Source organism: Nocardioides lentus (assembly GCF_039529515.1).
Lineage (GTDB): Bacteria > Actinomycetota > Actinomycetes > Propionibacteriales > Nocardioidaceae > Nocardioides > Nocardioides lentus.
This window is the reverse complement of sequence record NZ_BAAAMY010000001.1, coordinates 618,448-642,567: the sequence shown is the minus strand read 5'-3', so window position 1 is coordinate 642,567 and position 24,120 is coordinate 618,448. Positions and strand designations below refer to the sequence as shown.

The 24,120-nt window shown below is 75.5% G+C and carries 20 protein-coding genes; 8 read left to right on the top strand and 12 right to left on the bottom strand.

Features of this window, described 5'->3' with window-relative positions; translation table 11 throughout:
• Positions 1–25: 25 nt before the first annotated feature.
• Together ABD158_RS03135 and ABD158_RS03130 are read right to left on the bottom strand one after the other, a co-directional pair.
• The gene (locus ABD158_RS03135) at positions 26–1,282 is read right to left on the bottom strand and encodes a fatty acid desaturase family protein (RefSeq protein WP_344003541.1); all 1,257 of its coding nucleotides are present in this window, start codon (positions 1,280–1,282) and stop codon (positions 26–28) included.
• A gap of 57 nt (positions 1,283–1,339) precedes the next feature.
• Entirely contained in the window at positions 1,340–2,500 is a 1,161-nt protein-coding gene (locus ABD158_RS03130; RefSeq protein WP_344003539.1) for a ferredoxin reductase, read from the bottom strand.
• A 96-nt stretch (positions 2,501–2,596) separates the two neighbouring features.
• On the opposite strand from ABD158_RS03130, the gene ABD158_RS03125 reads away from it, so the two are divergent.
• Both ABD158_RS03125 and ABD158_RS03120 read left to right on the top strand, forming a co-directional pair.
• Positions 2,597–3,781 (top strand): RsbRD N-terminal domain-containing protein, encoded by a 1,185-nt coding sequence (locus ABD158_RS03125; protein ID WP_344003536.1) that lies wholly within the window; start codon positions 2,597–2,599, stop codon positions 3,779–3,781.
• A 23-nt stretch (positions 3,782–3,804) separates the two neighbouring features.
• Entirely contained in the window at positions 3,805–4,761 is a 957-nt protein-coding gene (locus ABD158_RS03120) for an SGNH/GDSL hydrolase family protein (RefSeq protein WP_344003533.1), read from the top strand.
• 48 nt (positions 4,762–4,809) lie between these two features.
• Here the strand turns inward: ABD158_RS03120 and ABD158_RS03115 are convergent, their stop codons facing one another.
• Positions 4,810–6,384, bottom strand: a complete 1,575-nt coding sequence (locus ABD158_RS03115) for an amidohydrolase (protein WP_344003530.1) — start codon at positions 6,382–6,384, stop codon at positions 4,810–4,812.
• Positions 6,385–6,450: 66 nt separating this feature from the next.
• On the opposite strand from ABD158_RS03115, the gene ABD158_RS03110 reads away from it, so the two are divergent.
• Both ABD158_RS03110 and ABD158_RS03105 read left to right on the top strand, forming a co-directional pair.
• Positions 6,451–6,984 carry a GNAT family N-acetyltransferase gene (locus ABD158_RS03110; protein WP_344003527.1) on the top strand — a complete coding sequence of 178 codons (534 nt, stop codon included), beginning with the start codon at positions 6,451–6,453 and terminating at the stop codon, positions 6,982–6,984.
• Positions 6,985–7,061: 77 nt separating this feature from the next.
• A complete protein-coding gene (locus ABD158_RS03105; protein WP_344003524.1) occupies positions 7,062–8,075 on the top strand; it encodes an NAD-dependent epimerase/dehydratase family protein in 1,014 nt (337 codons plus the stop codon).
• On the opposite strand, the gene ABD158_RS03100 is transcribed toward ABD158_RS03105, so the two are convergent.
• Positions 8,047–9,675 (bottom strand): serine/threonine-protein kinase, encoded by a 1,629-nt coding sequence (locus ABD158_RS03100; RefSeq protein ID WP_344003521.1) that lies wholly within the window; start codon positions 9,673–9,675, stop codon positions 8,047–8,049. The two genes, ABD158_RS03105 and ABD158_RS03100, sit on opposite strands and share 29 nt — an antisense overlap.
• A 144-nt stretch (positions 9,676–9,819) precedes the next feature.
• Between ABD158_RS03100 and ABD158_RS03095 the strand changes: the two genes are divergently transcribed.
• Together ABD158_RS03095 and ABD158_RS03090 are read left to right on the top strand one after the other, a co-directional pair.
• Positions 9,820–10,065 (top strand): GlsB/YeaQ/YmgE family stress response membrane protein, encoded by a 246-nt coding sequence (locus tag ABD158_RS03095; RefSeq protein ID WP_344003518.1) that lies wholly within the window; start codon positions 9,820–9,822, stop codon positions 10,063–10,065.
• Between the two features lie 155 nt (positions 10,066–10,220).
• Positions 10,221–10,985 (top strand): Crp/Fnr family transcriptional regulator, encoded by a 765-nt coding sequence (locus ABD158_RS03090; protein WP_344003515.1) that lies wholly within the window; start codon positions 10,221–10,223, stop codon positions 10,983–10,985.
• A gap of 34 nt (positions 10,986–11,019) precedes the next feature.
• Here the strand turns inward: ABD158_RS03090 and ABD158_RS03085 are convergent, their stop codons facing one another.
• Complete coding sequence (locus ABD158_RS03085) at positions 11,020–13,683, bottom strand: ATP-binding protein (RefSeq protein WP_344003723.1); 2,664 nt, start codon at positions 13,681–13,683, stop codon at positions 11,020–11,022.
• 403 nt (positions 13,684–14,086) lie between these two features.
• Here ABD158_RS03085 and ABD158_RS03080 point away from each other — a divergent pair, with 403 nt between their 5' ends.
• Both ABD158_RS03080 and ABD158_RS03075 read left to right on the top strand, forming a co-directional pair.
• Entirely contained in the window at positions 14,087–15,355 is a 1,269-nt protein-coding gene (locus ABD158_RS03080; RefSeq protein ID WP_344003511.1) for an MFS transporter, read from the top strand.
• Complete coding sequence (locus tag ABD158_RS03075) at positions 15,352–16,680, top strand: S8 family serine peptidase (protein ID WP_344003509.1); 1,329 nt, start codon at positions 15,352–15,354, stop codon at positions 16,678–16,680. The genes ABD158_RS03080 and ABD158_RS03075 overlap by 4 nt, the downstream gene beginning before the upstream one ends.
• Here the strand turns inward: ABD158_RS03075 and ABD158_RS03070 are convergent.
• The 7 genes from ABD158_RS03070 to ABD158_RS03040 all read right to left on the bottom strand — a co-directional run bounded on the left by ABD158_RS03070 (position 16,677) and on the right by ABD158_RS03040 (position 24,112).
• Positions 16,677–17,093: a cyclic nucleotide-binding domain-containing protein gene (locus ABD158_RS03070; protein ID WP_344003507.1), complete on the bottom strand. Its 417-nt coding sequence runs from the start codon at positions 17,091–17,093 to the stop codon at positions 16,677–16,679. The genes ABD158_RS03075 and ABD158_RS03070 overlap by 4 nt on opposite strands.
• Positions 17,094–17,188: 95 nt before the next feature.
• Positions 17,189–18,724, bottom strand: coding sequence for a dihydrolipoamide acetyltransferase family protein (locus ABD158_RS03065; protein WP_344003504.1), 1,536 nt, complete (start codon positions 18,722–18,724; stop codon positions 17,189–17,191).
• An 18-nt stretch (positions 18,725–18,742) separates the two neighbouring features.
• On the bottom strand, positions 18,743–19,717 hold the full coding sequence (locus ABD158_RS03060; RefSeq protein ID WP_344003501.1) for an alpha-ketoacid dehydrogenase subunit beta: 975 nt from the start codon (positions 19,715–19,717) through the stop codon (positions 18,743–18,745).
• Entirely contained in the window at positions 19,714–20,907 is a 1,194-nt protein-coding gene (pdhA, locus tag ABD158_RS03055; RefSeq protein WP_344003499.1) for a pyruvate dehydrogenase (acetyl-transferring) E1 component subunit alpha, read from the bottom strand. The genes ABD158_RS03060 and pdhA overlap by 4 nt, the downstream gene beginning before the upstream one ends.
• Before the next feature lie 260 nt (positions 20,908–21,167).
• Complete coding sequence (locus ABD158_RS03050) at positions 21,168–22,085, bottom strand: DMT family transporter (protein WP_344003497.1); 918 nt, start codon at positions 22,083–22,085, stop codon at positions 21,168–21,170.
• Between the two features lie 153 nt (positions 22,086–22,238).
• A complete protein-coding gene (locus tag ABD158_RS03045; protein WP_344003495.1) occupies positions 22,239–22,919 on the bottom strand; it encodes a GntR family transcriptional regulator in 681 nt (226 codons plus the stop codon).
• Positions 22,916–24,112, bottom strand: coding sequence for a CaiB/BaiF CoA transferase family protein (locus ABD158_RS03040; RefSeq protein ID WP_344003494.1), 1,197 nt, complete (start codon positions 24,110–24,112; stop codon positions 22,916–22,918). Before ABD158_RS03040 ends, ABD158_RS03045 begins: the two co-directional genes overlap by 4 nt.
• Positions 24,113–24,120 lie beyond the last annotated feature (8 nt).

Genomic DNA, 24,120 nt, shown 5'->3' with positions numbered 1-24,120 from the left:
GGCCCGTCGTTCGGGGGGCCGCGGGTCAGGCGGCCGTGGCGACCTCGGCCTCGGCGCGCGCCTGGCGGGCGGCCATCTGGTCGAGGCGGGCCTGCGCGACGCGGCGCGTACGACGGTCACCGGTGGTCATCGCCCACAGCAGCTTGGCCTGCGACACCGCGTTCTTCGGGGTCGTGGTGGCCAGGAAGTTGTTGGGCAGCGACAGGCGGACCACCTTGTGCCACGCGCTGCCGACCTGCTGCGGCAGCGGAGCGGAGTGGTAGCGCAGGTCGTACTTGTCGAACAGCGCCTTCACGCGCGGGGCGACCTCGGCGTACCGGTTGGACGGCAGGTCCGGGAACAGGTGGTGCTCGACCTGGTGCGAGAGGTTGCCGGTCATCAGGTGCATGAACTTCGAGCCGGTGATGTTGGCCGAGCCGAGCATCTGGCGCACGTACCACTCGCCACGCGTCTCCTTCTCGGGGATCGCGGCGCGCTCGAAGGTCTCGACGCCCTCGGGGAAGTGGCCGCACATGATCACGGAGTGCGACCACACGTTGCGCACCACGTTGGCGGTGAAGTTCGCGGCCAGCGCCGGCAGGAAGCCGCCGAGGGGCAGGGCGAGCGCCGGGTTGACGACGTAGTCCTTGGTCGCCTGCTTGCGGATCTTGCGCACCGTGTTCTTGGCGCGGCGCTTGAAGTCCTCGCTGCGCTTCTCCTTCGGCTGGGCGAGGTTCTTGCCGAGCTCGAGGTCGTAGGCGGCGATGCCGTACTCGAAGAAGCAGGCGTTGATGAAGTTCCACAGCGGCTGCGCGAGGTAGAGCGGCACCCACTTCTGGTCCTCGTCCACGCGCATGATGCCGTAGCCGAGGTCGTTGTCCTTGCCCACGATGTTGGTGTACGTGTGGTGGACCTCGTTGTGCGAGTGCTTCCAGCCCTCGGCGGTGGACGCGTTGTCCCACTCCCAGGTGGTGGAGTGGATCTTCGGGTCGCGCATCCAGTCCCACTGGCCGTGCATGACGTTGTGGCCGATCTCCATGTTCTCGAGGATCTTGGCCACGCTCAGGCCGACGGTGCCGAGCACCCACAGCGGGGGCAGGGCCGAGCCGAGGAGCACGGCGCGCGAGCCGAGCTCGAGCTTGCGCTGCACGTCGACGACACGACGGATGTACGCCGCGTCCTTCTCGCCGCGGTCATCGATGACGTCCTGACGGATCGCGTCGAGCTCGACGCCGATGGCCTCGATGTCGGCCTCGGTGAGGTGCGCGGTGGGGTTCTCGGGCTTCTTGGTGATCGCGGTCATGCGGTGCCTCCTGGGCTGTGGTTCAGGTGGGCGTGCGGAGGAAGGTGCGGGGGGCCGTCAGGCGACGGCGTGGTCGATGTCGCAGGCGCCGGCGGCGGCGCTGACGCAGGTCTGGATGGGGACGCCGCCCGGGTCGGTCTCCCCGGGCTGGGCGACGGTGATCGCGCCGTTGCGCAGGTCGCGCACGGCGCCGGAGCGCATCGGCAGGACGCAGCCCATGCAGATGCCCATGCGGCACCCGCTGGGCATCAGCACGCCCGCGGACTCGGCGGCGTCGAGGATCGGGGTGGCCCCGTCGGCCTCGATGACCACGGCGCCGGAGCCGAGGGTGACGGTGCCGCCGTCGCCGGGCTCGACGGTCGTGGCGCGGAAGCGCTCGGTGGTCAGCACGAGCCCGCGGTCGGCGTGGTGCTGCTCGAGGGCGTCGAGGAGCCCGGCGGGCCCGCAGGCGTACGCCAGCCGCTCGTCGAGGTCCGGGACCAGGCCGGCCAGGTCGGCGACGTCGAGCGTGCCGTGGACGTCGTCGAAGCGCTCGACGAGGCGGATGTGGCCCCGCTCCGCGAGGCGACGCAGCTCGGCGGCGAAGATCGAGGCCGGCTCGGTTGCGTTGACGTGGACCAGCACGATGTCGGTGCTCGTGGTGGGCTCGGCGCGCGAGAACAGGTTGCGCAGCATGCCGATCACCGGGGTGATGCCGGAACCCGCGGTGACGAGCAGCAGCTTGCCGGGCAGCGGCTGGGGCAGCGTGAACTCGCCCTCGGCCTGCGCGAGCTGGATCATCTGGCCGGGCTCGGCGTCGTGGACCAGATGGTTCGAGACCACGCCGCCCGGGATCGCCTTGACGGTCAGGCTGATGCAGCGGTCCGCGCGCGGACCGTGGGTCAGCGAGTAGGTGCGCCACAGGCGCACGCCGTCCACGTCGACGCCGACCCGGACGTACTGGCCCGGGAGGTGGCCGGCCCAGTCACGACCGGGCTTGACGACGACGGTCGCGGACTCCGCGGTCTCGGGATGGATCGCCACGATCCGCCCCTGCAGGCCGTCGCGGCCACCGCGGAGCGGGTGGAACACGTCGAGGACGTCGTCGAGGTCGAGCGGGGTGACCGCGGCGTCGGCGACGGAGCGGGCGCGGCGACGCAGGGCCTCGCGCCAGCTGACGCCGGTCCCGGCGCCCGCGGCGCTCGAACCGGCGCGTCGGGGCAGTGCTGCGCTGGACATGTCTTCCATTGTGCTGGCCCCAGCGAGTAACTTCCTGACCACGCGACGTGAATCGACCACCTGCGGTTGTTCACTGCGAACAACCGGGAGGTCTCGATGTCCGACGGAGCACCGCTGGTGGCGCCCGACCTCGTGCTCCCGGCGGAGGTGCTGGCCGAGATGCGCAGCCGGCTGCCGCAGGTCGCGGAGCGCACCGTCGACGCCATCATCTCCGAGGTCCCCAGCTATGCCGGCGCCCTGAGCGGCCCGATGGGCGCCAAGATCCGCAACGCCGTGCAGCTCGCCCTCGGTGGCTTCATCTCGCTGGCCGCGCGCACCCGCGAGGCGCCCCGCACCCCGACCGCTCCGGCCGTCGAGGGCGCCTACCAGCTCGGACGGGGCGAGGCGCGCGCCGGGCGTTCCATGGAGGCGCTCCTCGCGGCGTACCGGATCGGGGCGCGCGCCTCGTGGCGCGAGATGTCGGCGGCCGCGGTGTCGGGCGGCATCGAGGCGGAGACCCTCGGGGACTTCGCGGGCCTGGTGTTCGCCTACATCGACGAGCTCTCGGCCTCCAGCGCGGCGGGGCACTCCGACGAGCTCGCCACCTCGGGGCGGGTGCGCCGCCGCCTGCTCGAGCAGCTCGGCGGGCTGCTGCTGGCCGGGGCGCCCAAGGAGCAGGCGATCGCCGCGGCCGAGCGCGTCGAGTGGCCCTGGCCGGAGACCCTGACCGCGGTGGTCGTGCCGGACTCGCAGCGACGCGCGGTGCTCGGCGTCGTGAGCCCTGCGACCCTGCAGCCGGCCGAGGACCTCACCGGGCTGGAGGACCGCGCGCTGCTGCTGGTGCCCGACGTCGCCGGCGCCCGTCGTACGACGCTGGTGCGGGCGCTCGCCGACCGGGACGCCGTGGTCGGCCCCGCGCGCCCGACGCTGGAGGTGCGGGCGTCGTACGACCGGGCGGCGCGGGCGCTCGCCCTCGGGCTCGCGCCGGTCGGGGACGAGTCGCTGCTGGACACCGAGGAGCACCTCGGGGAACTGGTGCTGCACGCGGACCCCGTCGCCCTCGCCGACCTGCGGGCCCGGGCCCTCGCCCCCCTGGCCGACGTGCGGGCGGACACCGCCGAGAAGCTCCGCGACACCCTCCGGGCCTGGCTGCTGCACCAGGGCCGACGCGAGGCGGTCGCCGCCGCGCTGTTCTGCCACCCGCAGACCGTGCGCTACCGGATGGGCCGCCTGCGCGAGCTGTACGGCGACGCCCTCGACGACCCCCGCACCGTCCTCGAGCTGACGCTCGCGCTGGCGTAGGGCGGCCTGCCTACGCTTCCCGGGTGCCCCGCCGGACCGTCGTCGCCTCCGCGCTCGCGGCGGTCCTGCTGGTGGCGGGCTGCTCGTCGTCCGGCGACCAGACGGAGCCGACCGACGCCGGGTCGACCGCCGCGGCCGGACGCGCGGAGCCCCCCTTGCGCTACGTCGCCCTCGGCGACTCCTACACCGCCGCGCCGCTGGTGCCGTCGATCGACGGGGCGTCCGGGCCGTGCGTGCGGTCGACCGGCAACTACCCGGCGCTGGTCGCCGAGGCCCTCGCCGCGGAGGGACGCGACGTGCGGCTGACGGACCGCAGCTGCGTCGAGGCGGCGACCGCGGACCTCTTCGCGCCCCAGACCCTCGACGGCCCGACCCTCACCGGCGAGGCCGGCCCCGCGCAGACCGTGCCCGCCCAGACCGCGCCGCTGGACCGGCGTACGGACCTGGTGACAGTGGGCATCGGCGGCAACGACGTGCTCACCCCGCTCGTCGGGACCTGCCCGGCGCTGCGCGACGCCGACCCGACCGGCTCGCCGTGCGCGGCGTCGCTGGGCGCGCAGCCCGAGGAGCGGCTCGCCGAGCTCCGGGTCACGCTGGCCCAGGCCCTCCGGCGCGTGCAGCGCGAGGCGCCGCGGGCCCAGGTGCTGCTCGTCGGCTACCCGCACACCGCCCCGGCGACCGGCACCTGCCCGGACCGCCTGCCCCTCGCCGACGGTGACGTCGCGTTCGTCCGCGGGGTCGCCGACGGCCTCGACGCGACGATGCGGACGGCGGCGCAGGACGCGGGGGTCCGCTTCGTCGACGCGTACGCCGCGTCCGTGGGCCACGACATCTGCTCGGGCGACCCCTGGGTCAACGGCGCCACGACCGACCCGGGCGCGGCGCTCGCGTTCCACCCGTTCGCCGCCGGACAGGAGGCCGTCGCGGACCTCGTCACCGAGGCCGTGCGCCCGGCGGGGCGCCCGACCGGCAACGGCTGAGCGGACCACGTGCCGGGCCCGGCGGGCCCGGCGGGGACGGGACCGCCCTCAGATCGGGTGGACGATCCGGCCGCCGACCATCGTGAGGGCGACGGGCATCTCCCGCAGACCCGCGGCGGCCGCGGCGGTGTCCCAGGTGGGTCCGCCGTCGGGGGCCACCGGGGCCGTGCCGGCCGCGGGGCCGTGCGCGAGCGGGTCGGCGTCGAGCAGCACGAGGTCCGCGGGATGGCCGGGTCCCACCGTGCCCAGCCCGTCGACCGACGCCGCGAGGGCCTCGGCCGGGGTGAGGGTGTGCTCGGGGTGCCAGGCCGGGCGCGAGTCCGCGCTGCGGTGCACCGCCGCCGCCATCGCGAGCCACGGGTCGAGCGGCGCCACCGGGGCGTCGGACCCGAACCGGAGGTCGACGCCGTCCTCGGCGAACCAGCGCCACGCGAAGCAGCCCTCGCTCCGGTCGGGCCACACCCGGTCGGTGAGGTCGCGGTCGTCGAGCAGGTGGGCGGGCTGGACGCTGGCGCGCAGGCCGAGCTCCGCCATCCGCCGCACGTCGGCGCGCGCGACGAGCTGGGCGTGCTCGATCGCGCCGGTCGCGCCGGTCTCGGCGTACGCCCTCAGGGCGGCCTCGACCGCCGCGTCGCCGATCGCGTGGGTGGCGACCTCGAGCTGGTGGTCGTGGGCGCGGGCCAGCAGGGTCCGCAGCTCGCCGTAGTCGAGGTTGGGCTGCCCGGCGGGGTACTCCAGCCGGTGCGCGTCGGCGTACGGCGCGCAGCACCAGGCCGTGCGGGTGTTGAGCGAGCCGTCGGAGATGATCTTCAGCGGGCCCATGGTGACCATGTCGTCGCAGCCCGGCAGCGGGTCGCCGGTGCGCAGCCCGCCGCCGATCGCGTCCTCGAGGCCGTCGGCGTACGTCGCGGCCCGCACGTGCAGCAGGTCCGCGCCGCCGTCGTAGCGGTCGGTCCAGTCGGCGAAGCCGCCGCCGAACTCGAAGTCCACCAGCCCCACGACGCCCTGCGCCGCGGCGTGCTCCATCGTCCGGCGGTACGCCGCGGGCGAGGTCGAGTCGTCGCCGAACATCGTCATCAGCCGGCCGTACGCCGCGAACCACTCCGCCTCGCGCACCACGGCCTCGCGCACCGGCAGCGCCAGCCACATCAGCGCCGTCGTGTTCATCCACGCGTGGTGGGCGTCGCCGGAGATCAGGATCACCGGGGTGTGGGGGGCGACGGCGTCGAGCAGCGGCACCAGCGGCTCGTCGGGCCACTGCGCCGAGCGGTGCCCCCAGCCGACGATCGCGCCCTCGGGGCCCTCGGCGATGCGCTCCGCGACCAGCCGTACGGCGTGCTCCGCCGAGGTCGCGCCGGACAGGTCGAGCCGGGCGGAGGTGACGGTCCATTGCCCGAGGTGGACGTGGTGGTCCCACAGCCCCGGGATCAGCCAGCGACCGTCCGCGTCGATCGAGGGGGCCAGCACGCCGGGGCGCAGCCCGGGCCCGACCTCGACCACGACGCCGTCGCGGACCAGGACGTCGACGGGGTCGGTCGGCACCCCCACCGGGGGCACGACCACGCCGAGGCGCCGGGCCGCCACGGGCACGAGACGCACGTCGCGCAGGAGCAGCATCGCCATGGCTGTGGAGGGTACGGTCCGGTGCTCGGTCCGGGCCGGGCAGGGCCCTGTGGCAAGGTGGCGGGCATGTCGGACACCGTCGTTCCGGGGGCCGCCACCGTGCTCCGCCCCGTCCAGCGCCGCGACCACGCCGCGGTCCTGGAGCTCAACGACCGGAACGTCGACCTCCTCTCCCCGATGGACGAGCAGCGCCTCGAGCGGCTGCTCGACTGGGCGGACCGCGCCGAGGTCATCGAGGCCGACGGGGAGTTCGCGGGCTTCGTCATGACGATGGCGCCGGGGAGCGACTACGACTCGGCCCACTACCGCGCCCACGCCGAGCACTTCGGCACCGACTTCTACTACCTCGACCGGATCGTCGTCGATGACCGCTTCCGCCGCCACGGCCTCGCCGGGCGGGCCTACGACGAGATCGAGGCGATCGCCGCGCCGTACGGCCGGCTCGTGCTCGAGGTCAACCTCGAGCCGCCCAACGTGCCCTCGCTGCGCTTCCACGAGGCCCGCGGCTTCCGCCCGGTCTCCGACTACCCCAGCGCCGACGGCAAGCGCGTCCAGCTCCTCGCCCTCGAGCTGCCCGGCCCGCGCCGCGGCCGCGGCTGACCCACCCGGCCCGTCCACCGGTCCGCGCACGGCGGAACACCCTTGCCGGCGGCCGCCGGGCGCGCTGCGATGGGGCCATGAGGCTCCTGGTGCTGGGCGGCACGGCGTTCCTGTCGCGAGCGGTCGCCGAGGAGGCAGTACGACGGGGGCACGAGGTGGTCTGCGCGTGCCGCGCGGCGTCGGGTCCGGTCCCGCAGGGCGCCGGGCACGTGGCCCTCGACCGGTCGGGCGCCGGCCCCGCGGAGGTCCGCGACGCGGTCGGCGTCGGCTGGGACGTCGTCGTCGACGTCGCCCGGCAGCCCGGGTGGGTGCGCGCGTCGGTCGCCGCGCTGCCCGACGCGCACCACGTGCTGGTGTCCACGATCAGCGTCTACTCCGACACCGCCACCCGCGGCGGCGGGCCCGCCACGCTCGCGCTCCACGAGCCGCTGAGGTCCGACGAGGGCACGGGCGACCCCGCCGACGCGGACCCCGCCGCGGCGTACGGCCGCCGCAAGGTCGCCTGCGAGGAGGCGGTCGCCGAGGCGGCCGGCCACTGGGTGGTGCGGCCCGGTCTGCTGGTGGGGCCCGACGACCCGTCGGGCCGCTACCCGACCTGGGTGCGCCGGCTCCTCGACAGCGCACCCGGCGAGCGGGTGCTGGCCCCGGGCGACCCCGACGACCCGTGCCAGGTCCTCGACGCGCGCGACCTCGCGGACTGGCTGGTCGACGGCGCCGAGCGCCGCTCGACCGGCGTGGTCGACGCTGTCGGGCCTCCCACGACCCGCGCCGAGGCGCTCGCGGCCGTCGCCCGCGCGGTGGGCGCCACCCCCACCTGGGTGTGGGCCGACACCGCGTTCCTCCTCGAGCGGGGCGTCGCCCCGTGGTCCGGCCCGGGCTCGCTGCCGCTGTGGCTGCCGCCCGACCTCGCCGGGATCCTCGCGCACGACGACGCCCCGGCCCGCGCCGGCGGCCTGCGGGTGCGGCCCGCCGAGGAGACCGCGGCCGACACGGCCGTGTGGCTCTCGACCGGACCCGACGTGACCCTCGGTGGCCTCGAGGGGTCGGAGGAGGCCGCACTCCTCACCGCCCTGGCGTCGCTGCGCCCGTGAGGTCGTCGGCGTACTCCTCGCCGCAGCTGCGGCCCGCCTCCTCGCCGGCGTCGTTGACGTCGTCGTCGATGTCCTGGGTCTGCGTCGTGGGGTCGTAGTCGAGGTCCTCGGTGAGGACCCCCTCCTCCACGAGACGCGGCACGCCGACCGCGTCGACCCACCGCTGCGCGGTGCAGTCGCACACCGAGTCCGGCAGGATCGGGGTCTCGTCCTGGATGGCCGTGGAGAGGTTGTCGATGGCGAGCCGCCGGTCGGCGGCGTCGTCGCCCGAGCCGATGCCCGACGACGCCTCCTCGCTCGGGGTGACGGTCGGGCCGCCGTCGGGGGTCGTCCCGGACGTCGCGCCCGCCGACGGGCTCGCCGAGGGGTCCGTCGCGGTGACCGGGTCGTCGTCACCGCCGGAGCGACCCAGGAGGACACCGACGACGATCGCCACCGCGACCAGCGCCGCTCCGACCACGACGGCGACGAGCGGGCCCCTGCTCCGTGGGCCCCCGCCCGCGGCGACGCCCGCTGCGCCGCTGTGGGGTCCGCTGCCGGGTCCGCTGCGGGGTCCGCTGTGGGGTCCGCTGCTGGGTCCGCTGTGGGGTCCGCTGCTGGGTCCGCTGTGGGGTCCGCCGCTCGGCGTCCCGCTCGGGCTGCGCGCACCGCTCGGCCAGCTCGGCCCCGGGCCCCCGGCGCCGCCGGGCGGACCGAGGGGCACGACCGGGGGCACGGGCTCCGACTGCGCCCAGCGGGCGAGTCGCACGAGGTCCGCGCGCAGCGCCGGGGCGTCGGGGTGGCGGTCCTCGGGCCGCTTGGCCATGGCCCGGGCCAGCGTGCGGTTGAGGGTGGTGGTGAAGGGGTCGCTGCCGGCGAGCTGACGGACCGGGGCCTCGACGTGGTCGCGGATCACCCGGTACTCGCTCGGCCCGCCGTACGGCGAGTGGCCGGTCAGCACGGCCCACAGCAGGCAGCCGACGGAGTAGACGTCGGTGACCACGCCGGCCTCGGCGCCGAGGTGGAGCTCGGGCGCCATGTAGGCCGGGGTCCCGATCGCGCCGCCCGAGCGGGTGAGCTCGGCGTCGGCGACGCGGGCGATGCCGAAGTCGGCGAGGTAGGCGCGCAGCCCGTCGTCGCGACGCCGCACCAGCACGTTGCCGGGCTTGATGTCGCGGTGCACCAGGCCGCCGGCGTGGGCGTCGGCGAGCCCCGCCGCGACCTGCGCGACGAGGTCCAGAGCGACCGGCGTCGGCGGCGGGCCGTCGGTGCGCAGCAGGTGGCCGAGGTCCCCGTCCGCCACGAGCTGGGTGGCGATCCACAGCCGACCGGACTCCTCGCCGTACGAGTGCACCGCGACGACGTGGGCGGAGTCGAGGCGCGCCTGCGTGCGGGCCTCGCGGGTGAAGCGGGTGCGGAACTCCTCGTCGTCGACGAGCTGCGGGGCGAGGACCTTGAGCGCCACCTCGCGGTGGAGGCTCTCGTCCCAGGCGGCGTACACGACCCCCATGCCGCCCGCCCCCAGGCGCCGCCGGATCCGGAAGCCGCCGACCACGTCGCCCTCGCCGAGCACGCCTCCGGCGCGCTCGCCGGCGGAGCCGGTGTCGGGGGGTTCGCTCACGAGGAGTGTCTACCCCGAGCAGCACCGTCCGAACCACCCTCCGTCGCGCGGATCAGGGGAATACGGGGGGGTACTGCGAGGCTGCAGTCCTCACACACGACACAAAGGAAGGGAGTACACCTCATGGGCATCATCGGATTTCTCGTGGCCGGCCTCATCATCGGAGCGCTGGCGCGGCTGATCAAGCCGGGCAAGCAGAACCTGAGCATCCTCTGGACGCTGCTGCTGGGCATCGCCGGCGCCGTCATCGGCGGCGTCATCGCCAGCCTGATCGGCACCGGCTCCGTCGGCGAGCTGAACGTCATCGGCTTCGTCATCGCGGTCATCGCCGCCGTGCTCCTCATCGGCGTCGCGGAGTCCCTCGCGGGCCGCAAGAAGGTCAGCCACTGAGCTGAGGCCCCTCGGCCGGCACGAGCCGGCCGCGCCTCACCACCGGACCCCCGGTTCCGCCGCAGGCGGGCCGGGGGTTCGTCGTCCCCGGACCCGGGCCCGATGTGTCCGCCGGCCGACACTCCGGGGCCCCCGGTGCGGGTGATACTCCCCTGGTGACCACCCGACCGCACGACACGGGCCAGGACACCCCGGGGCCCGGGCACCCATGGGGGCGCCCGGGCCCCGGTCGGGCCGGCGCCGGCTGGCCGCTGCTGGCCTCGATGCCCGCGACGGAGCGGCGCCGGCTGATCGCGCTGGCCCGCCCCCGGACCTTCGACCGTGGCGACATCGTGTGCCACGAGGGCGACCCGGCCGACTCGATGCACCTGGTCGCGGACGGCCACTTCGCCGTCCGGGTCTCCCTGTCGTCGGGCGACACCGCGACGGTCAACCACCTCGGTCCGGGCGACTACTTCGGCGAGCTCGCGCTGCTACGCCCCGACGGCCGCCGTACGGCGACCGTGACCGCGCTCGACCCGGCCCGCACCCTGGTGCTGACCGAGGTCGCGTTCCGCCGGCTCTGCGAGGAGCACCCTGCGGTGCACCGGGCCCTCGCGGTGCTGCTGGCGGACCGGGTCGACCGCCTGAGCCACGACGTCCTCGAGCTGCTTCACGTCGGCCTCGACCGCCGGGTGTACCGCCACGTCCACGACCTCGCCCTGGACTACCGCGACACCGCCACGGGGGCCGGTGACGCGGGAGCCGGCCCGGTCGTCGTGCCCCTCACCCAGGCGCAGCTCGCCGACCTGACCGGCGGCACCCGGCCGTCGGTCAACCAGGCGCTGCAGCGGCTGGTGCGCGAGGGCGTCGTCACCCTCGGGCGCGGCCGCGTCGAGGTGCACGACCTCGCCGCGCTCGCGCGCCGCTGCGGGCGCTGACCCCTCGACGAGGGCCGGCGTCCGGGTCCTGTGGTCACGCCCCGGGCGGCGACGGGATCGGAGGGAGGGCCGCCATCTCCCGGACCAGGTCGGCCACCGCCTCCGTCCGTCCACGCTCCCGCGCCGCGTCGTACTCCTCGGGGTCGAGCAGCGGACGGACCGCGGACATCACACGCTCCTCCACGGCCGCCCCGTAGTCGTCGCGCCCCATGCCCTCGACGTCGCGGAGCGCGGCCGAGCTCGCGTAGGTGCGGACGCAGACCGACGGGTACGCCGGGCCCACGGCCTCGGCCATGGTCTCGGCGTAGACGCCGAGCAGGTAGGGGTCCCCCAGGTCGAGCGGCAGGTCGGCGTGCGCCGCGAGGCGGGCGTGGGCCAGGTGGTGACGGTCCAGACGGATGTCGACGTCGGCCAGGTTGTTGACGTCCTGCACCCGCAGCGGGACCCCGGCCGCCAGGCGGTGCTGCTGGGACTCCAGCAGCAGCGCCCGGTCCTTCTCGAGGTCGCCGTCGTGCTCGGCCAGCCAGGAGCCCATCTCCGCCACGAACGCGGAGATCAGGTGGTCGTCCGCGGCCTCGCCCACCGCCCGCATCCGACCGTGCCACGCCCGTGACTCCTCGACCCGGTCGGTGTCGAGGGCGCTGAGCGAGCCGAGGTAGGCGACCTCGACGGCGACGCGCGCGGCGGAGCGCCACGGAGGCGAGGTCCCGTGGGTCGTCACGCCGAGCTCGGCCCAGCCCTCCTCCGCGAACGCCAGCGCGCGTCCGGCGTCGCCGTGGCGGGACTCGATCCGGCCGAGCTCACCGCGCAACCACGCCCGGGCCACCCGGCCGGTGTCACCGTCGCCCGCGTCGGCGGCCAGGCCCGCCCGGCCCCACTGTCGGGCGTCCTCGACGAGGCGGAGGTCGAGCGCGAGCACAGCGGCGTACGCGTGACGGTGCGCCGGCGGCACGGGCACGTCGTCCCACGTCAGGTCGAGGGCCGGCCGGGCGAGCATGGCGTCCACGTTGGGCAGCTCGCGGAGGAGGACCGTGCGCGTCGCCCGGTACTCGCCCCCCTCGAGCGCGCCGTGGAGCCGGCGGAGCAGGTCGAGGTGGTGCTGGCCGTGCCGCTGCTCGGCCCCGGCCCGCCGTCCGGTGGCGTCCAACCGGTCCCGCGCGAAGCGGCGGACGGTCTCGAGCAGGTCGAAGCGGGGCTCGCCGTCGGCGGTGTCGCCGACCACGACCATCGACTGGTCGACCAGGTCGAACAGCACGTCCAGGAGGTCCGCCCCACCCAGCTCCGCGGCGGGCACGACGGCCTCGAGCGCCTCGAGCGACGCGCCGCCGACGAAGACACCGAGGTGCTCCAGCACGCTGCGCCGGCCGGCGTCGAGCAGGTCGTGGGACCAGGCGATCGTGTCGCGCAGCGTGGCCTGGCGGCCCTCCCCCAGCCGGTGGCTGGTCGCGAGGTCGAGGCTGGAGTCGAGCCGCGCGAGCATCGCCTGCGGCGAGAGCAGCTTGACCCTCGCCGCGGCGATCTCCAGGGCCAGGGGCAGCCGGTCGAGCGCCGAGCAGAGCTCGCGGACCGCCGTGGCGTTGGACGCGTCGACGACGAAACCCCGCCGCGCGCGGGCCGCGCGCTCGGCGAACAGCGCCACGGCGTCGGCCGGCTCGAGGCCGCGGACGGCGTGCTCGTGCTCGGCCGGGAGGTGCAGCGGACGGCGCGACGTGGCGACGACGCCGACGTCGGGCGCCGCGTCGAGCAGCGTCGCGACGACCTGGTCGGCGTCGGCGATCTGCTCCAGGTTGTCGAGCAGCAGCAGGACCCGGCGGTGCCGCAGGTGCTCGAGGAGGCCGGTCGGCTCCTGGGCGTCCGGGGGCGCGTCGAGCACCTGCGACAGGGCAGCCCACATCCCGGCGGCCGAGGTCACCCCGGCCATCGGGACGACGTGCACGCCGTCGGGGAAGGAGTCGGCCACGACGGCGACCGCCGCCGTGGCCAGCGTGGTCTTGCCGACCCCGCCCGGACCGGTGAGGGTCACGAGTCGGACGCCGTCGGTGATCAGCCCGGCGACCTCGGCCACCTCGCCGTCGCGCCCGCGGACCCCGCGCAGCCCGTCGCGCACCGAGGTGGTGAGGCTCCCGGCCCCGCCCAGGGTCCGCGGCGGCCCGAAGGCGGCGTCCTGCCCGGCGGGCGACAGCTGGAACAGCCGGGTCCGGGTCGGGATGTCCCTCAGCTGGTGCTCGCCGAGGTCGACCGTGGCGACGGAGTCCGGCAGCCAGTCGGCCACCAGCCGCATCGTCGCCTCCGAGACCAGCAGCTGCCCGCCGTGCGCGGCCGCGGCGACGCGCGCCGCCCGGTGCACGTCCATGCCCACGTACCCGTCCGCGTGCCGCGTCGGCGTCCCGGTGTGGATCCCCACCCGCAGCCGGACCCTCGCGCCGACGGGCCAGGTCGCGGCCGCGATCGAGCCCTGCACCCGCAGCCCGGCCGCCACCGCGTCGCGCGGCGAGGCGAACACCACGAAGAACGAGTCCCCCTCGGTGGCCAGCTCGACGCCGGCGTGCCGCACCCACGCCCGCCGGCACAGCCGGCGCTGGTGCGCGAGGACGTCGGCCCAGTCGTCCCCGAGGGCGTGGACCATCTGCGTCGAGGCCTCGACGTCGGAGAACAGCAGCGTCACCGTCCCCGACGGCAGGACCTCACCCACGTCCATCCCCACGCGCCGCAGTGAAGCACCCGCGGCCCCTCGTTTCCAGACCGGAGCGGACCGCCCGCCACGGGTGTCGTCGATCCGACACGGGTCGTGTCCGTCGGCCGACACCCACGGGCCGCGGACCGGGCGACAGTCCGTGTCGTCGGGCGCCACCGCCCGGCGAGCCCTCACCGAAGGAGAACGCCATGGACCACGACGAGCCGACCCCCGAGACCCGCAGCGACGCCGACCGGACCGACCACGCCCCGGAGGTCGAGGTCGAGGACGACGTCGAGGGCCACCGCCGCCGCATCTTCCGCAGCTGAGCGGGCCGTTGGCCGGGCGCACCGCCCCCTCCCGCGCGCACCCGCGCCCGGCCGACGCTCCGCCGCCCCGTCCACCACCTCCCCCTGAGGAGCCGACCGTGACCCTCGCCCACGCCACCGAGACCGAGGCCGACCGCCGCGACACCGCGCTGACCGCGGCCCTGCGCCACCGCGACTACCGCCTTCTCCTCGGCGCGTCCACGCTGTCCGACGCGGGCAGCTGGGCCTACACCGTCGCGGTCACGGTCTGGGTCTTCGAGGCGACGGGCTCCGTGACGTGGCTGGCCGTAGCCACCGCCTGCCGCTTCGTCCCCGCGCTGCTGGTGAGCGCCTGGGCGGGGGTGCTGGTCGAGCGGCACGACAAGGCCCGCCTCCTGCGCACCGTCGACCTTCTGCTGCTCGCCGTCATGGTCGCGATGGCGCTCGCGATGACGCTCGGTGCCCCGGTCACCGTCGTGCTGGGCCTGGCGGCGGTCGCCTCGACCCTCGCCACGGCGTACGACCCGGCGACGGCCGCGCTCACCCCCCAGGTCGTGCCGGAGCGGCACCTGGCCTCGGCGAACGCCCTGCGCAACGCCGTCGACGACGTCACCGTGGTCGCCGGTCCGGCCCTCGCCGCGTCGCTGCTGCTCCTGGGCCCTCCGCAGCACGTCGTGTGGCTCAACGCCACGACGTTCGCGGTCTCGGCCATCCTCGTCGCGCGGGTGCGGACCCGCACCCGCGCGGTCGACACCTCGGACGGCGGCGAGCTCGGCGCGCTGGGCCAGCTCACGACCGGGATCCGCACGATCCTCACGGAGCCCGCCGCCGCCGTCCTGGTCGGCTACGCCGTGCTCGCGACGGCGGTCTTCGGCGTGGACACCGTGCTGTTCGTCGCCGTCTCCGACGACCTGCTCGGGACGGGGGCCGACGGGTTCGGCTACCTCCTCGCCGGGCTGGGGGTCGGCGGCGTGCTCGCCGCACCGCTGGTCACGCGCGCGGAGGCGTGGCCGCGCCTGGCCCCCGTGATCCTCGCCGCCACGGCTGCCGCCTGCCTGCCGATGCTGGTCGTGCTCGTCACGGACGCGCCCGCCGCCGCCCTCGCCGCCCAGGTCGTGCGGGGCGCGGGCACGCTCGTGGTCGACGTCCTGGCGGTCACCGCACTCCAGCGCGCACTGCCCACCGACGTGCTGGGCCGGGTCTTCGGCGCCCTCAACAGCCTCGCCATCGCCGCGCTGCTGCTCGCCTCGTGCCTCACGTCCTGGGCGATCGCGACACTGGGGACCCCGACCACGGTGTGGCTGAGCGTCGTCAGCCTGCTCGGCGTCGGCCTGCTCGGACTGCCCCGGCTGCGACGCCTCGACCGCGCCGACCCGGTGGCACCGTGAGCGCGCGGACCCGCGCGAGCCGGCACCCGGACGTCGCCCGGTTGCTCGGCAGCATCCGCACCCTGTACGACGCCGCGGCCTGCTCCTACGCCGTCGTCGAGGCCGGCGGGACCCGACTGCGGTTCGTCGCCGCCGACGGCGCCGGGGCCGACCGGCTGCCGGACGTGCCGGTGTCCCTCGACCGCGGGATCATCGGGTGGGTGGCGCGGTCCGGCCTGCCCGCCGGCGTCGCCGCGGTCGCGACCGACACCCGGTTCGACCACGCCGCGGCCCGGGCCACGGGCTACGTGCCGACGACGGTGCTGGCCGCGCCGGTCGCGGACGCGACCGGCGCGGTGGTGGGGGTCGTCGAGGTCCTGGACCCCGCCGCCGAGCACCCCGGGCTCGAGGTGCTGACCGTGGTGGCCGCCAGGCTCGACGCCGCCGTGCGCCCGGTCGCCCGCGCGCCGGGGTCGCCGCACCCGGTCCCCGCACCCGCCCGGGTCCGGCCCGCTCCCGACGCCGCTTCCGCGGTCGCCGACGACCCGCCGGAGTGGTCGGCGGCGTTCGCGGACCCCGCACCGGTCCGCTCGCTGCCGCTGGACGACGTGCGGGAGTGGGCCTTCGGCGGCGCCACCGGCGCCGGGATCCGGGTCGCCGTGGTCGACTCCGGCGTCGACCCCGACCACCCCGCCGTCGGGGGGATCGCCGGGGGCGCCGCGGTCGTCCGCGACGGCGGCGCCGCGGGCGGCGTCCGGGTCGAGGAGGGACCGCACGAGGACCTGGTGGGCCACGGCACGGCGTGCGCCGGCGTGATCCGCGGCTTCGCCCCGGAGGCCGAGCTGCTGTCCGTGCGGGTCCTCGGGGCCGACCTGAAGGGGCAGGGCGCGATGCTGGTCGCGGGCGTCGAGTGGGCGCTCGCCCGCGGCATCGACGTGGTCAACCTGAGCCTGTCGAGCCGCAGCGAGTCGATGTACGCCCGCCTCCACGCGCTCGCCGACGCCGCCTACTTCGCCGGCACCACCCTGGTCTGTGCGGCCAACAACGACCCCGGCCCCACCTACCCCTCGCAGTTCGCCTCGGTGGTCTCGGTCGCGGCGGCCCCGGGTGACGACCCCTGGGGCCTGGCGTGCAACCCCCGACCGCCCGTCGAGCTCGGTGCCCGCGGGATCGACGTCGAGGTGGCGTGGAGCGACGGGGAGACGGTCGTCGCGACGGGCAACAGCTTCGCCGCCCCCCACGTCACCGGGATGGTCGCGCTGATGCGCAGCAAGCACCCCTGGCTCACGCCGTACCAGGTGAAGACGGTGCTCCTGGCGCTCAGCGACAACGCCCGGGTGCGCTAGCGGCGAGCCTCGGCCTCGCGCAGCCGGCCGCAGAGGGAGACGAGCAGCGCGTTGGCGAGCTCGGCGTCCTTCTCCAGCAGACCCGCCACCGTGACGTGCGGGATCGCGAAGGTGGTCGTGACCTCGGTCGTGGTCACCGTGGCCGAGCGCGGTCGTCCGTCGATCATGCTGATCTCGCCGAAGTAGTCACCGGGGCCCAGGGTCCGGATGACCGATCCCTCACGGCTGACCTCGACCTGGCCGTCCAGGATCACGTGCAGCGCGAGGGCGCCGAGGCCCTCCGTCGCGATCTCCTTGCGCGCCGGGCTGCGCACCTCGCTGCCCGCGTCGACGAGCTTGCGCAGCTGGCGCCGCGAGAGGCTGGACAGCACGTCCACGGCGGCGAGCGCCTGGTCGAGGTCGGTGCGGGTCATGGTCTCTCCTTGCCGGACGGGTGGCGGCACCCTAACCGCTGGTCGCGCGCCCGGGCCGGGCCGACCACCAGGGGGCCGGTCGCGGGCACCGTCGCTCAGAACAGCAGCGCCGTGCCCGGGTCCTCCATCACGTCGGCGACGTCGCGCAGGAAGCGCGAGCCCGCCTGACCGTCCACGTGGCGGTGGTCGAAGGACAGCGCCAGCGTGGTGACCTGGCGCGGCTCGATCACCTCGACGCCGTCCCGGACGACGACCCACGGCTGGCTGCGGACCTGGCCGAAGCACAGGATCGCCGACTCGCCGGGGTTGATGATCGGGGTGCCGGCGTCGACGCCGAAGACGCCCACGTTGGTGATGGTGAAGGTGCCGCCCGCCATCTCCGCCGGCGACGTCCGGCCCTCGCGCGCGGTCGCGGTCAGCGCGACCAGCGCCTCGGCGAGCTCGCGCAGGTCCATCTCCTGGGCGTCCTTGACGTTGGGCACGACCAGCCCGCGGGGCGTGGCCGCGGCGATGCCGAGGTTGACGTAGCGCTTGAACACCACCTCCTGGGCGGCGTCGTCCCAGGTCGAGTTGATCACCGGCGTGCGACGGATCGCGAGGATCGCGGCGCGCGCGAGGAGCAGCAGCGGCGAGACCTTGACGTCGCGCAGCTCGCGGCGGCCCTTGAGCCGCTCGACGAGCTCCATCGCGGCGGTGACGTCGACGGTGACCCACTCGGTGACGTGGGGGGCGGTGAAGGCGGAGCCGACCATGGCCTCGCCCATCATCTTGCGCACGCCCTTGACCGGCTCGCGCCACTCCCGGCCGGCCGGCTGCGCGGCGGCCTGCGGGGCCGACGGGGCGGACACGGCGGTGGCGGGGGACGCGGCCGGGGCGCGGCGCGCGCCCTCGACGTCCTCGCGGGTCACGGTGCCCCCGGGGCCGGTGGCGCGGACCGCGGCGAGGTCGACGCCGAGGTCCTTCGCGAGCTTGCGGACCGGCGGCTTGGCGAGCACCCGGACCCCGCCGGGGGTCGTGGCCCGCGCCGGGGTGAGCGGGTCCGCCACCCGGTCGTGGGTCTCGTCGGGGCGCGCCGAGGTCGCGGGCACGGCCGGCTCGTCGGTCTCCACGACGGGGTCGGACTGCGCCCCGCCGGGGGCGAACGCGCCCTGGACCTGCATCTGGGTGGCGGCGGCCGACTCCGTGCGCGGCGACGCGCTGCCCTTGCGCGGGCGACGCACCGGCCCGCGCTCGGCCTTGCTGCGCCCGACCAGCGACTCGCCCTCGCCGCCGCCGCTGGCGGCGGGGTTGGACCAGTCGATCTCGACCGTCTCGGCCGCCTCGACCGGCGAGGTCGCCGCGGGGTCGGGCGACGCGGCACCGCCCGCGGGAGCAGCCGGGGCCGCCGCCCCGGACCCGACGTCGCCGACGGCGATGATCGGGGTGCCGACCTCGACCGTCTCGCCCTCGGCCACGAGCAGGGCGGTGACCTCCCCGGCGTACGGGGAGGGGAGCTCGACGAGGGACTTGGCGGTCTCGATCTCGACCACGATGTCGTTGATCGCGATGACGTCGCCGACCTTCACCTTCCAGGTGACGATCTCGGCCTCGGTGAGGCCCTCACCGACGTCGGGGAGCAGGTACTCGGCCATGGGTGGTGTGTCTCCTGATCAGTACGCGAGGCTGCGGTCGACGGCGTCCAGCACCCGGTCGAGGTCGGGGAGGTAGTCCTCCTCGATCCGCGACGGCGGGTACGGCGCGTCGGGGGCGCCGACGCGCAGGACGGGCGCCTCGAGGGAGTAGAACGCCTCCTCGGTCACGCGGGCGGCGATCTCGGCGCCCATGCCGAGGTTGACGTGCGCCTCGTGGACGACGACGAGGCGGCCGGTGCGACGCACGGAGTCGAGCACGGGACCCATGTCGAGCGGCGAGAGGGTCCGCAGGTCGATGACCTCGAGCGACGTGGAGTCCTCGGCGGCCTCGGCGGCGCGCAGGCAGGTCTTCACCGTCGGGCCGTAGCCGACAAGCGTCGCGTCGGTGCCGGCCCGCACGGTGCGTGAGGTGAACAGTGGCGCCGGGGTCTCGGTCTCGTCGAGGTCGGCCTTGTCGGCGTGGTACTGCCGCTTGGGCTCGAGGAAGATCACCGGGTCGTCGCACGCGATCGCCTGCTGGATCATCCAGTAGCCGTCGACGGGGTTGGAGCAGGCGACGACCTTGAGGCCCGGGGTGTGCGCGAACTGCGCCTCCGGGCTCTCGGAGTGGTGCTCGACCGCGCCGATGCCGCCGCCGAACGGGATCCGGATGACCATCGGCATCGGGGAGCGGCCCCGGCTGCGGTAGCTCATCTTCGCGACCTGGCAGACGATCTGGTCGTAGGCGGGGTAGACGAAGCCGTCGAACTGGATCTCGATGACGGGGCGGTAGCCGCGCAGCGCCATGCCGACCGCCGTGCCGACGATGCCGGACTCGGCGAGCGGGGAGTCGATGACGCGGTCCTCGCCGAAGTCCTTCTGCAGGCCGTCGGTGATGCGGAAGACGCCGCCGAGCTTGCCGACGTCCTCGCCCATGAGGAGGACCTTGGGGTCGTCCTCCATGGCCTTGCGCAGGCCGGCGTTGAGGCCCTTGGCCAGGGTGATCCTGCTCATCGGTGGGCTCCCGTCCCCGTGGTGTGGTCGGTCTCGAAGCTCTCGGCGTAGGCCTGGTGGGCGGCGCGCTGGGCCTCCAGCTCGGCGGTCTGCTCGGCATACACGTGCTCGAACATCGACATCGGGTCCGGGTCCGGCAGCGCCTTGCAGCCCTCGCGCAGCTTGGCGCCGAGGTCGTCGGCCTCGTCGGCCAGCTCGGCGAAGAACGCGTCGTCGGCCAGACCCATGCGACGCAGGTACGCCGTGACCCGGGCGATCGGGTCCTTGAGCTTCCAGTGCTCGACGTCCTCGCTCATCCGGTAGCGGGTCGGGTCGTCGGTCGTGGTGTGGGCGCCCATCCGGTAGGTGTAGGCCTCCACGAGCGTGGGTCCCTGGCCGTCGCGGGCGCGCTGCAGCGCGGCCTTGGTCACGGCGTACGTCGCGATCACGTCGTTGCCGTCGACGCGGACGCCGGGGAAGCCGAAGCCGAGGGCGCGCTGGTAGAGCGGGATCCGCGTCTGGCGCTCGATGGGCTCCGAGATGGCCCACTGGTTGTTCTGGCAGAAGAACACGACCGGCGCCTGGTAGGAGGCCGCGAAGATGAAGGCCTCGTTGACGTCGCCCTGGCTGGAGGCGCCGTCGCCGAAGTGGGCGAGGACGGCGGCGTCGCGGTCGGGCTCGCCCGTGCCGACGACGCCGTCGCGCTGCATGCCCATCGCGTAGCCGGTCGCGTGCAGGGTCTGCGCGCCGATGACGATCGTGTAGAGCCCGAAGCCGAACTCGGCCGGGTCCCAGGCCCCCTGGTCGACCCCGCGGAACAGCCCGAGCAGGTCGAGCGGGTCGATGCCCTTGCACCAGGCGACACCGTGCTCGCGGTAGGTCGGGAAGACGTGGTCCTGTCGACGCAGCGCGCGGCCGGCGCCGATCTGCGCGGCCTCCTGGCCGAGCAGCTGGGCCCAGATGCCGAGCTCGCCGTGGCGCTGGAGCGCGGTCGCCTCGGTGTCGAGGCGGCGGACCAGGACCATGTCGCGGTAGAGCCCGCGCAGCTCGTCGGCGGAGAGGTCGACGGCGAAGTCGGGGTGCTCGACGCGCTCGCCCTCGGGGGTGAGCAGCTGCACGAGGTCGGGTCCGCCGTCGCGCTGCGAGGGTCCGAAGACCTCCGCGAGGTCGGGGCCGAACTCGGCGCCCGGGGCAGGGGTGGCTGCGGTCATCGGTGCTCCTTCACTCTGCGGTCGGCGGGGTCTCCGCGACCGGGCGCCCGGTCACCTGCCCGACCGCCCGGGGTGGTGGGCGACAGGGTCCGGCCGGCACGCCGTCGGGTGTGAGCCGGACCACAGGGGTCCGGCTGGGGCAGACGGTAGCGGACCCCTCCGACCGGCACGAAACCACCGCCGCGCACCCACCGCGCGGACCCGTCGGACGTCGAGCCGTCCGGGGTCGCGGCACCCGACGACCCGACCACCCGACGCCGTCAGCCGGCGGTGGGCGGGGCGCCGGGGCGGGGGGCGTCGGTGGGACGGGCGCCGATGGTGGCCGCCGCGACGCCCGCGGCGGCGACGGCGAGGCCGACGAGCTCGAGCGGACCGAGGGTGTCGCCGAGCACGGCCCAGGCCATCAGCGCGGTGACCGGCGGCATCAGGAAGAAGGTGCTCGAGGCGGAGCCCGCGCCGCTGGCCCGGACGAGGACGCCGAGCAGCACCAGGCCGAGGACGGAGTTCACGACGACCATGTAGACCAGTGCCGCCGCGCCCGCGGCGGCGTCGCGGACCACGTCGCCGCCCTCGACGAGGACCGCGAGCAGCGCGACCAGCGGCGCCGAGGCGGCGAACTGGATCGCCGCCGACCACAGCGGGTCCGGGGCGGCGCCGATCCAGCGCTGGCCCAGGGTGCCGAGGCTCAGCCCGAGCAGGCTGGACACGGCGAGACCGACGGCGAGGGGGCCACCGGTGCCGTCGAGGTCCGGGACGAGCACGAGCATCACCCCGAGGACCCCGACGGCGAAGCCGGCGACCTGCACGCGGCTGAGCCGCTCGCGCAGCAGCACACCGGCCAGGACGACGGTGAGCACCGGGCTCAGCGAGTGCACGAGCGCGCCGAAGGTGGCGTCCAGGCCGAGACCGAAGGCCGAGAACATCGCGGAGAAGACGACCGCGTTGAGCACCACCCCGACCAGCGCGATCCGACCCAGCTCCCGCCCGCGCACGCCGACCCTGCGGCGCAGCACCAGGGCCAGCGCGGCCGCGAGCACCGCCGCCAGGCCGAACCGCATGGCGAGGATCCACAGCGGGCTGATCGCCTGCACGCCGAGCGGGGTCACGACGTACCCCGACGACCAGACCACCACGAACGCCGCGGCCGGGACGAGCGGCAGCCTCCCCGGGGTCGTCACCTCCCCGAGGCTAGGCCGAGTGGGCGCGAGCTCCCGCCTCCCGGGCGCCCGGCGCCGTGAGCTCGTGACGACTCGGCGCTCGTCCGACGCCGAGTGGGCGCGAGCTCCCGCCTCCCGGGCGCCCGGCGCCGGGAGCTCGTGACGACTCGGCGGTCAGTCGCTGTCGAGGTCGAAGGGGTCGGGCCCGGAGCGGCCGGTCAGGCGCTCGAGGATGCCTGCGAAGCCCGAGGCGATGTGGTCCTCGCAGGCACGTCGGGCGGCCTCGGCGTCGCCCTCGCGCAGGGCCGCGAGGATCGCGCGGTGCTCGGCGTGGGCGGCGGCGCCGCGCTCGGGGCTGCCGAGCGCCAGGTCCCACGGGAACGACGCCCAGAGCCCGGTGATCTGCTCGACGAGACCGGGCAGGCCGCACCGCTCGTAGAGGAAGAAGTGCAGGTCCCGGTTGGCCGCCCGCACGTCGACCGGCTCGGTCGCGGCCTCGACCGCGGCCACGAGCTCCTCGGCGCGGGCGAGGTCGCGGCGGGTCAGCCGCGACGCGGCACGGGCGACGGCGTGGCCCTCCACCAGCCGCCGCACGACGTACGTCGCGGTGACCCGGTCGACGTCGATGCCGGCGACGCGGGTGCCGCGGTGGGGCGCCGAGACGACCAGGCCCTCGGCCTCCAGCGCCCGCAGCGCCTCACGGACCGGCGTGATGGAGGAGGAGAAGCGCGCCGCGAGCTCGTCCTGCGGCAGGCGGGCGTCCCGGGCGAGCTCGCCGGACAGGATCAACCGGCGCAGCTCGTCGACGATCAGGTCACGCTTGGTCGTGGCGCCGGTCGTCGCGGGGAGGCTCACAGCACCCCATCATGACGCAGGCGCGCGACCTCCGTCTCGTCGTACCCGAGCGCGGCGAGGATGGCCGCGCTGTGCTCGCCGACGCCGGGCACGGGGTCCATCCGCGCCTCGCGACCCGCGAGCCCGATGGCCGGCAGGACCGCCCGGATCTCGCCGACCGGGGTGCCGACGTCGCGCCAGCGGTCCCGCGACGAGAGCTGCGGGTGCTCGAGCACCTCCGCGAGCTCGCGGCGCCGGGCGTTGGCGATGCGGCCCCGGTCCAGCCGCTCCCCCATCTCCTCGCCGCTCAACGGCGCGAGCCGGGCGGCGATCTCGGCGTCGAGCTCGTCGCGGTGGGCGACGCGGCGCGAGCCCGTGTCGAAGCGCGGGTCGGTGGCGATCGCGGGGTCGCCGAGCACGACCTCGCAGAACGCCGCCCACTCGCGCTCGTTCTGGATCGACAGCACGTACTCGGTGCCGTCGCCCGCCGCGTAGGTCCCGTACGGCGCGATGGCGGCGTGGCTGGTGCCGGTGCGCCGCGGCGGGGTGCCGCCGTACGCCGCGTAGTACAGCGGGTAGCCCATCCACTCGACGAGGGAGTCGAAGAGGCTGACCTCCACGTCGGTGCCGACGCCGGTGCGCTCGCGCTCGTAGAGCGCGGCCAGGATCCCGGAGAACGCGTACATGCCGGCGCCGATGTCGGCCGCGGGGATCCCGCTCTTGGCCGGGACGTCCTCCGTGCCGGTGACCGAGACCAGCCCGGTCTCGGACTGGATGAGGAGGTCGTAGGCCTTCGCGTCGCGGTAGGGGCCCGCGGAGCCGTAGCCGGAGATCGAGCAGGTCACCAGGCGCGGGTTGAGGTCGCGGAGCCGCTCGGCGCCGAGCCCGAGCCGCTCGGCGGCGCCGGGCGCGAAGTTCTGGACGAACACGTCGGCGTCGCGCAGCAGCTCCTCCATGACCCGCACGGCCTCGGGGTTCTTGAGGTCGAGCGTGAGGCTCTCCTTGGAGCGGTTGAGCCACACGAAGTGGCTCGACATGCCGCGCACGGTCTCGTCGTAGGCGCGGGCGAAGTCGCCGCTGCCGGGGCGCTCGACCTTGATCACCCGGGCGCCGAGGTCGGCGAGCTGGCGGGTGGCGAGCGGGGCGGCGACCGCCTGCTCGCACGAGACGACGGTGATGCCCTCGAGGGGCAGCCCTGCGGTGGGGCCGGTCATCGGCTGCT

Excerpts from the sequence above, each read along its gene's own strand:
- ABD158_RS03135 (WP_344003541.1), bottom strand. The coding sequence starts at position 1,282 with ATGACCGCGATCACCAAGAAGCCCGAGAACCCCACCGCGCACCTCACC.
- ABD158_RS03130 (WP_344003539.1), bottom strand. The coding sequence starts at position 2,500 with ATGTCCAGCGCAGCACTGCCCCGACGCGCCGGTTCGAGCGCCGCGGGC.
- ABD158_RS03125 (WP_344003536.1), top strand. The coding sequence starts at position 2,597 with ATGTCCGACGGAGCACCGCTGGTGGCGCCCGACCTCGTGCTCCCGGCG.
- ABD158_RS03115 (WP_344003530.1), bottom strand. The coding sequence starts at position 6,384 with ATGGCGATGCTGCTCCTGCGCGACGTGCGTCTCGTGCCCGTGGCGGCC.
- ABD158_RS03110 (WP_344003527.1), top strand. The coding sequence starts at position 6,451 with ATGTCGGACACCGTCGTTCCGGGGGCCGCCACCGTGCTCCGCCCCGTC.
- ABD158_RS03105 (WP_344003524.1), top strand. The coding sequence starts at position 7,062 with ATGAGGCTCCTGGTGCTGGGCGGCACGGCGTTCCTGTCGCGAGCGGTC.
- ABD158_RS03085 (WP_344003723.1), bottom strand. The coding sequence starts at position 13,683 with ATGGACGTGGGTGAGGTCCTGCCGTCGGGGACGGTGACGCTGCTGTTC.
- ABD158_RS03070 (WP_344003507.1), bottom strand. The coding sequence starts at position 17,093 with ATGACCCGCACCGACCTCGACCAGGCGCTCGCCGCCGTGGACGTGCTG.
- ABD158_RS03065 (WP_344003504.1), bottom strand. The coding sequence starts at position 18,724 with ATGGCCGAGTACCTGCTCCCCGACGTCGGTGAGGGCCTCACCGAGGCC.
- ABD158_RS03060 (WP_344003501.1), bottom strand. The coding sequence starts at position 19,717 with ATGAGCAGGATCACCCTGGCCAAGGGCCTCAACGCCGGCCTGCGCAAG.
- pdhA (WP_344003499.1), bottom strand. The coding sequence starts at position 20,907 with ATGACCGCAGCCACCCCTGCCCCGGGCGCCGAGTTCGGCCCCGACCTC.
- ABD158_RS03040 (WP_344003494.1), bottom strand. The coding sequence starts at position 24,112 with ATGACCGGCCCCACCGCAGGGCTGCCCCTCGAGGGCATCACCGTCGTC.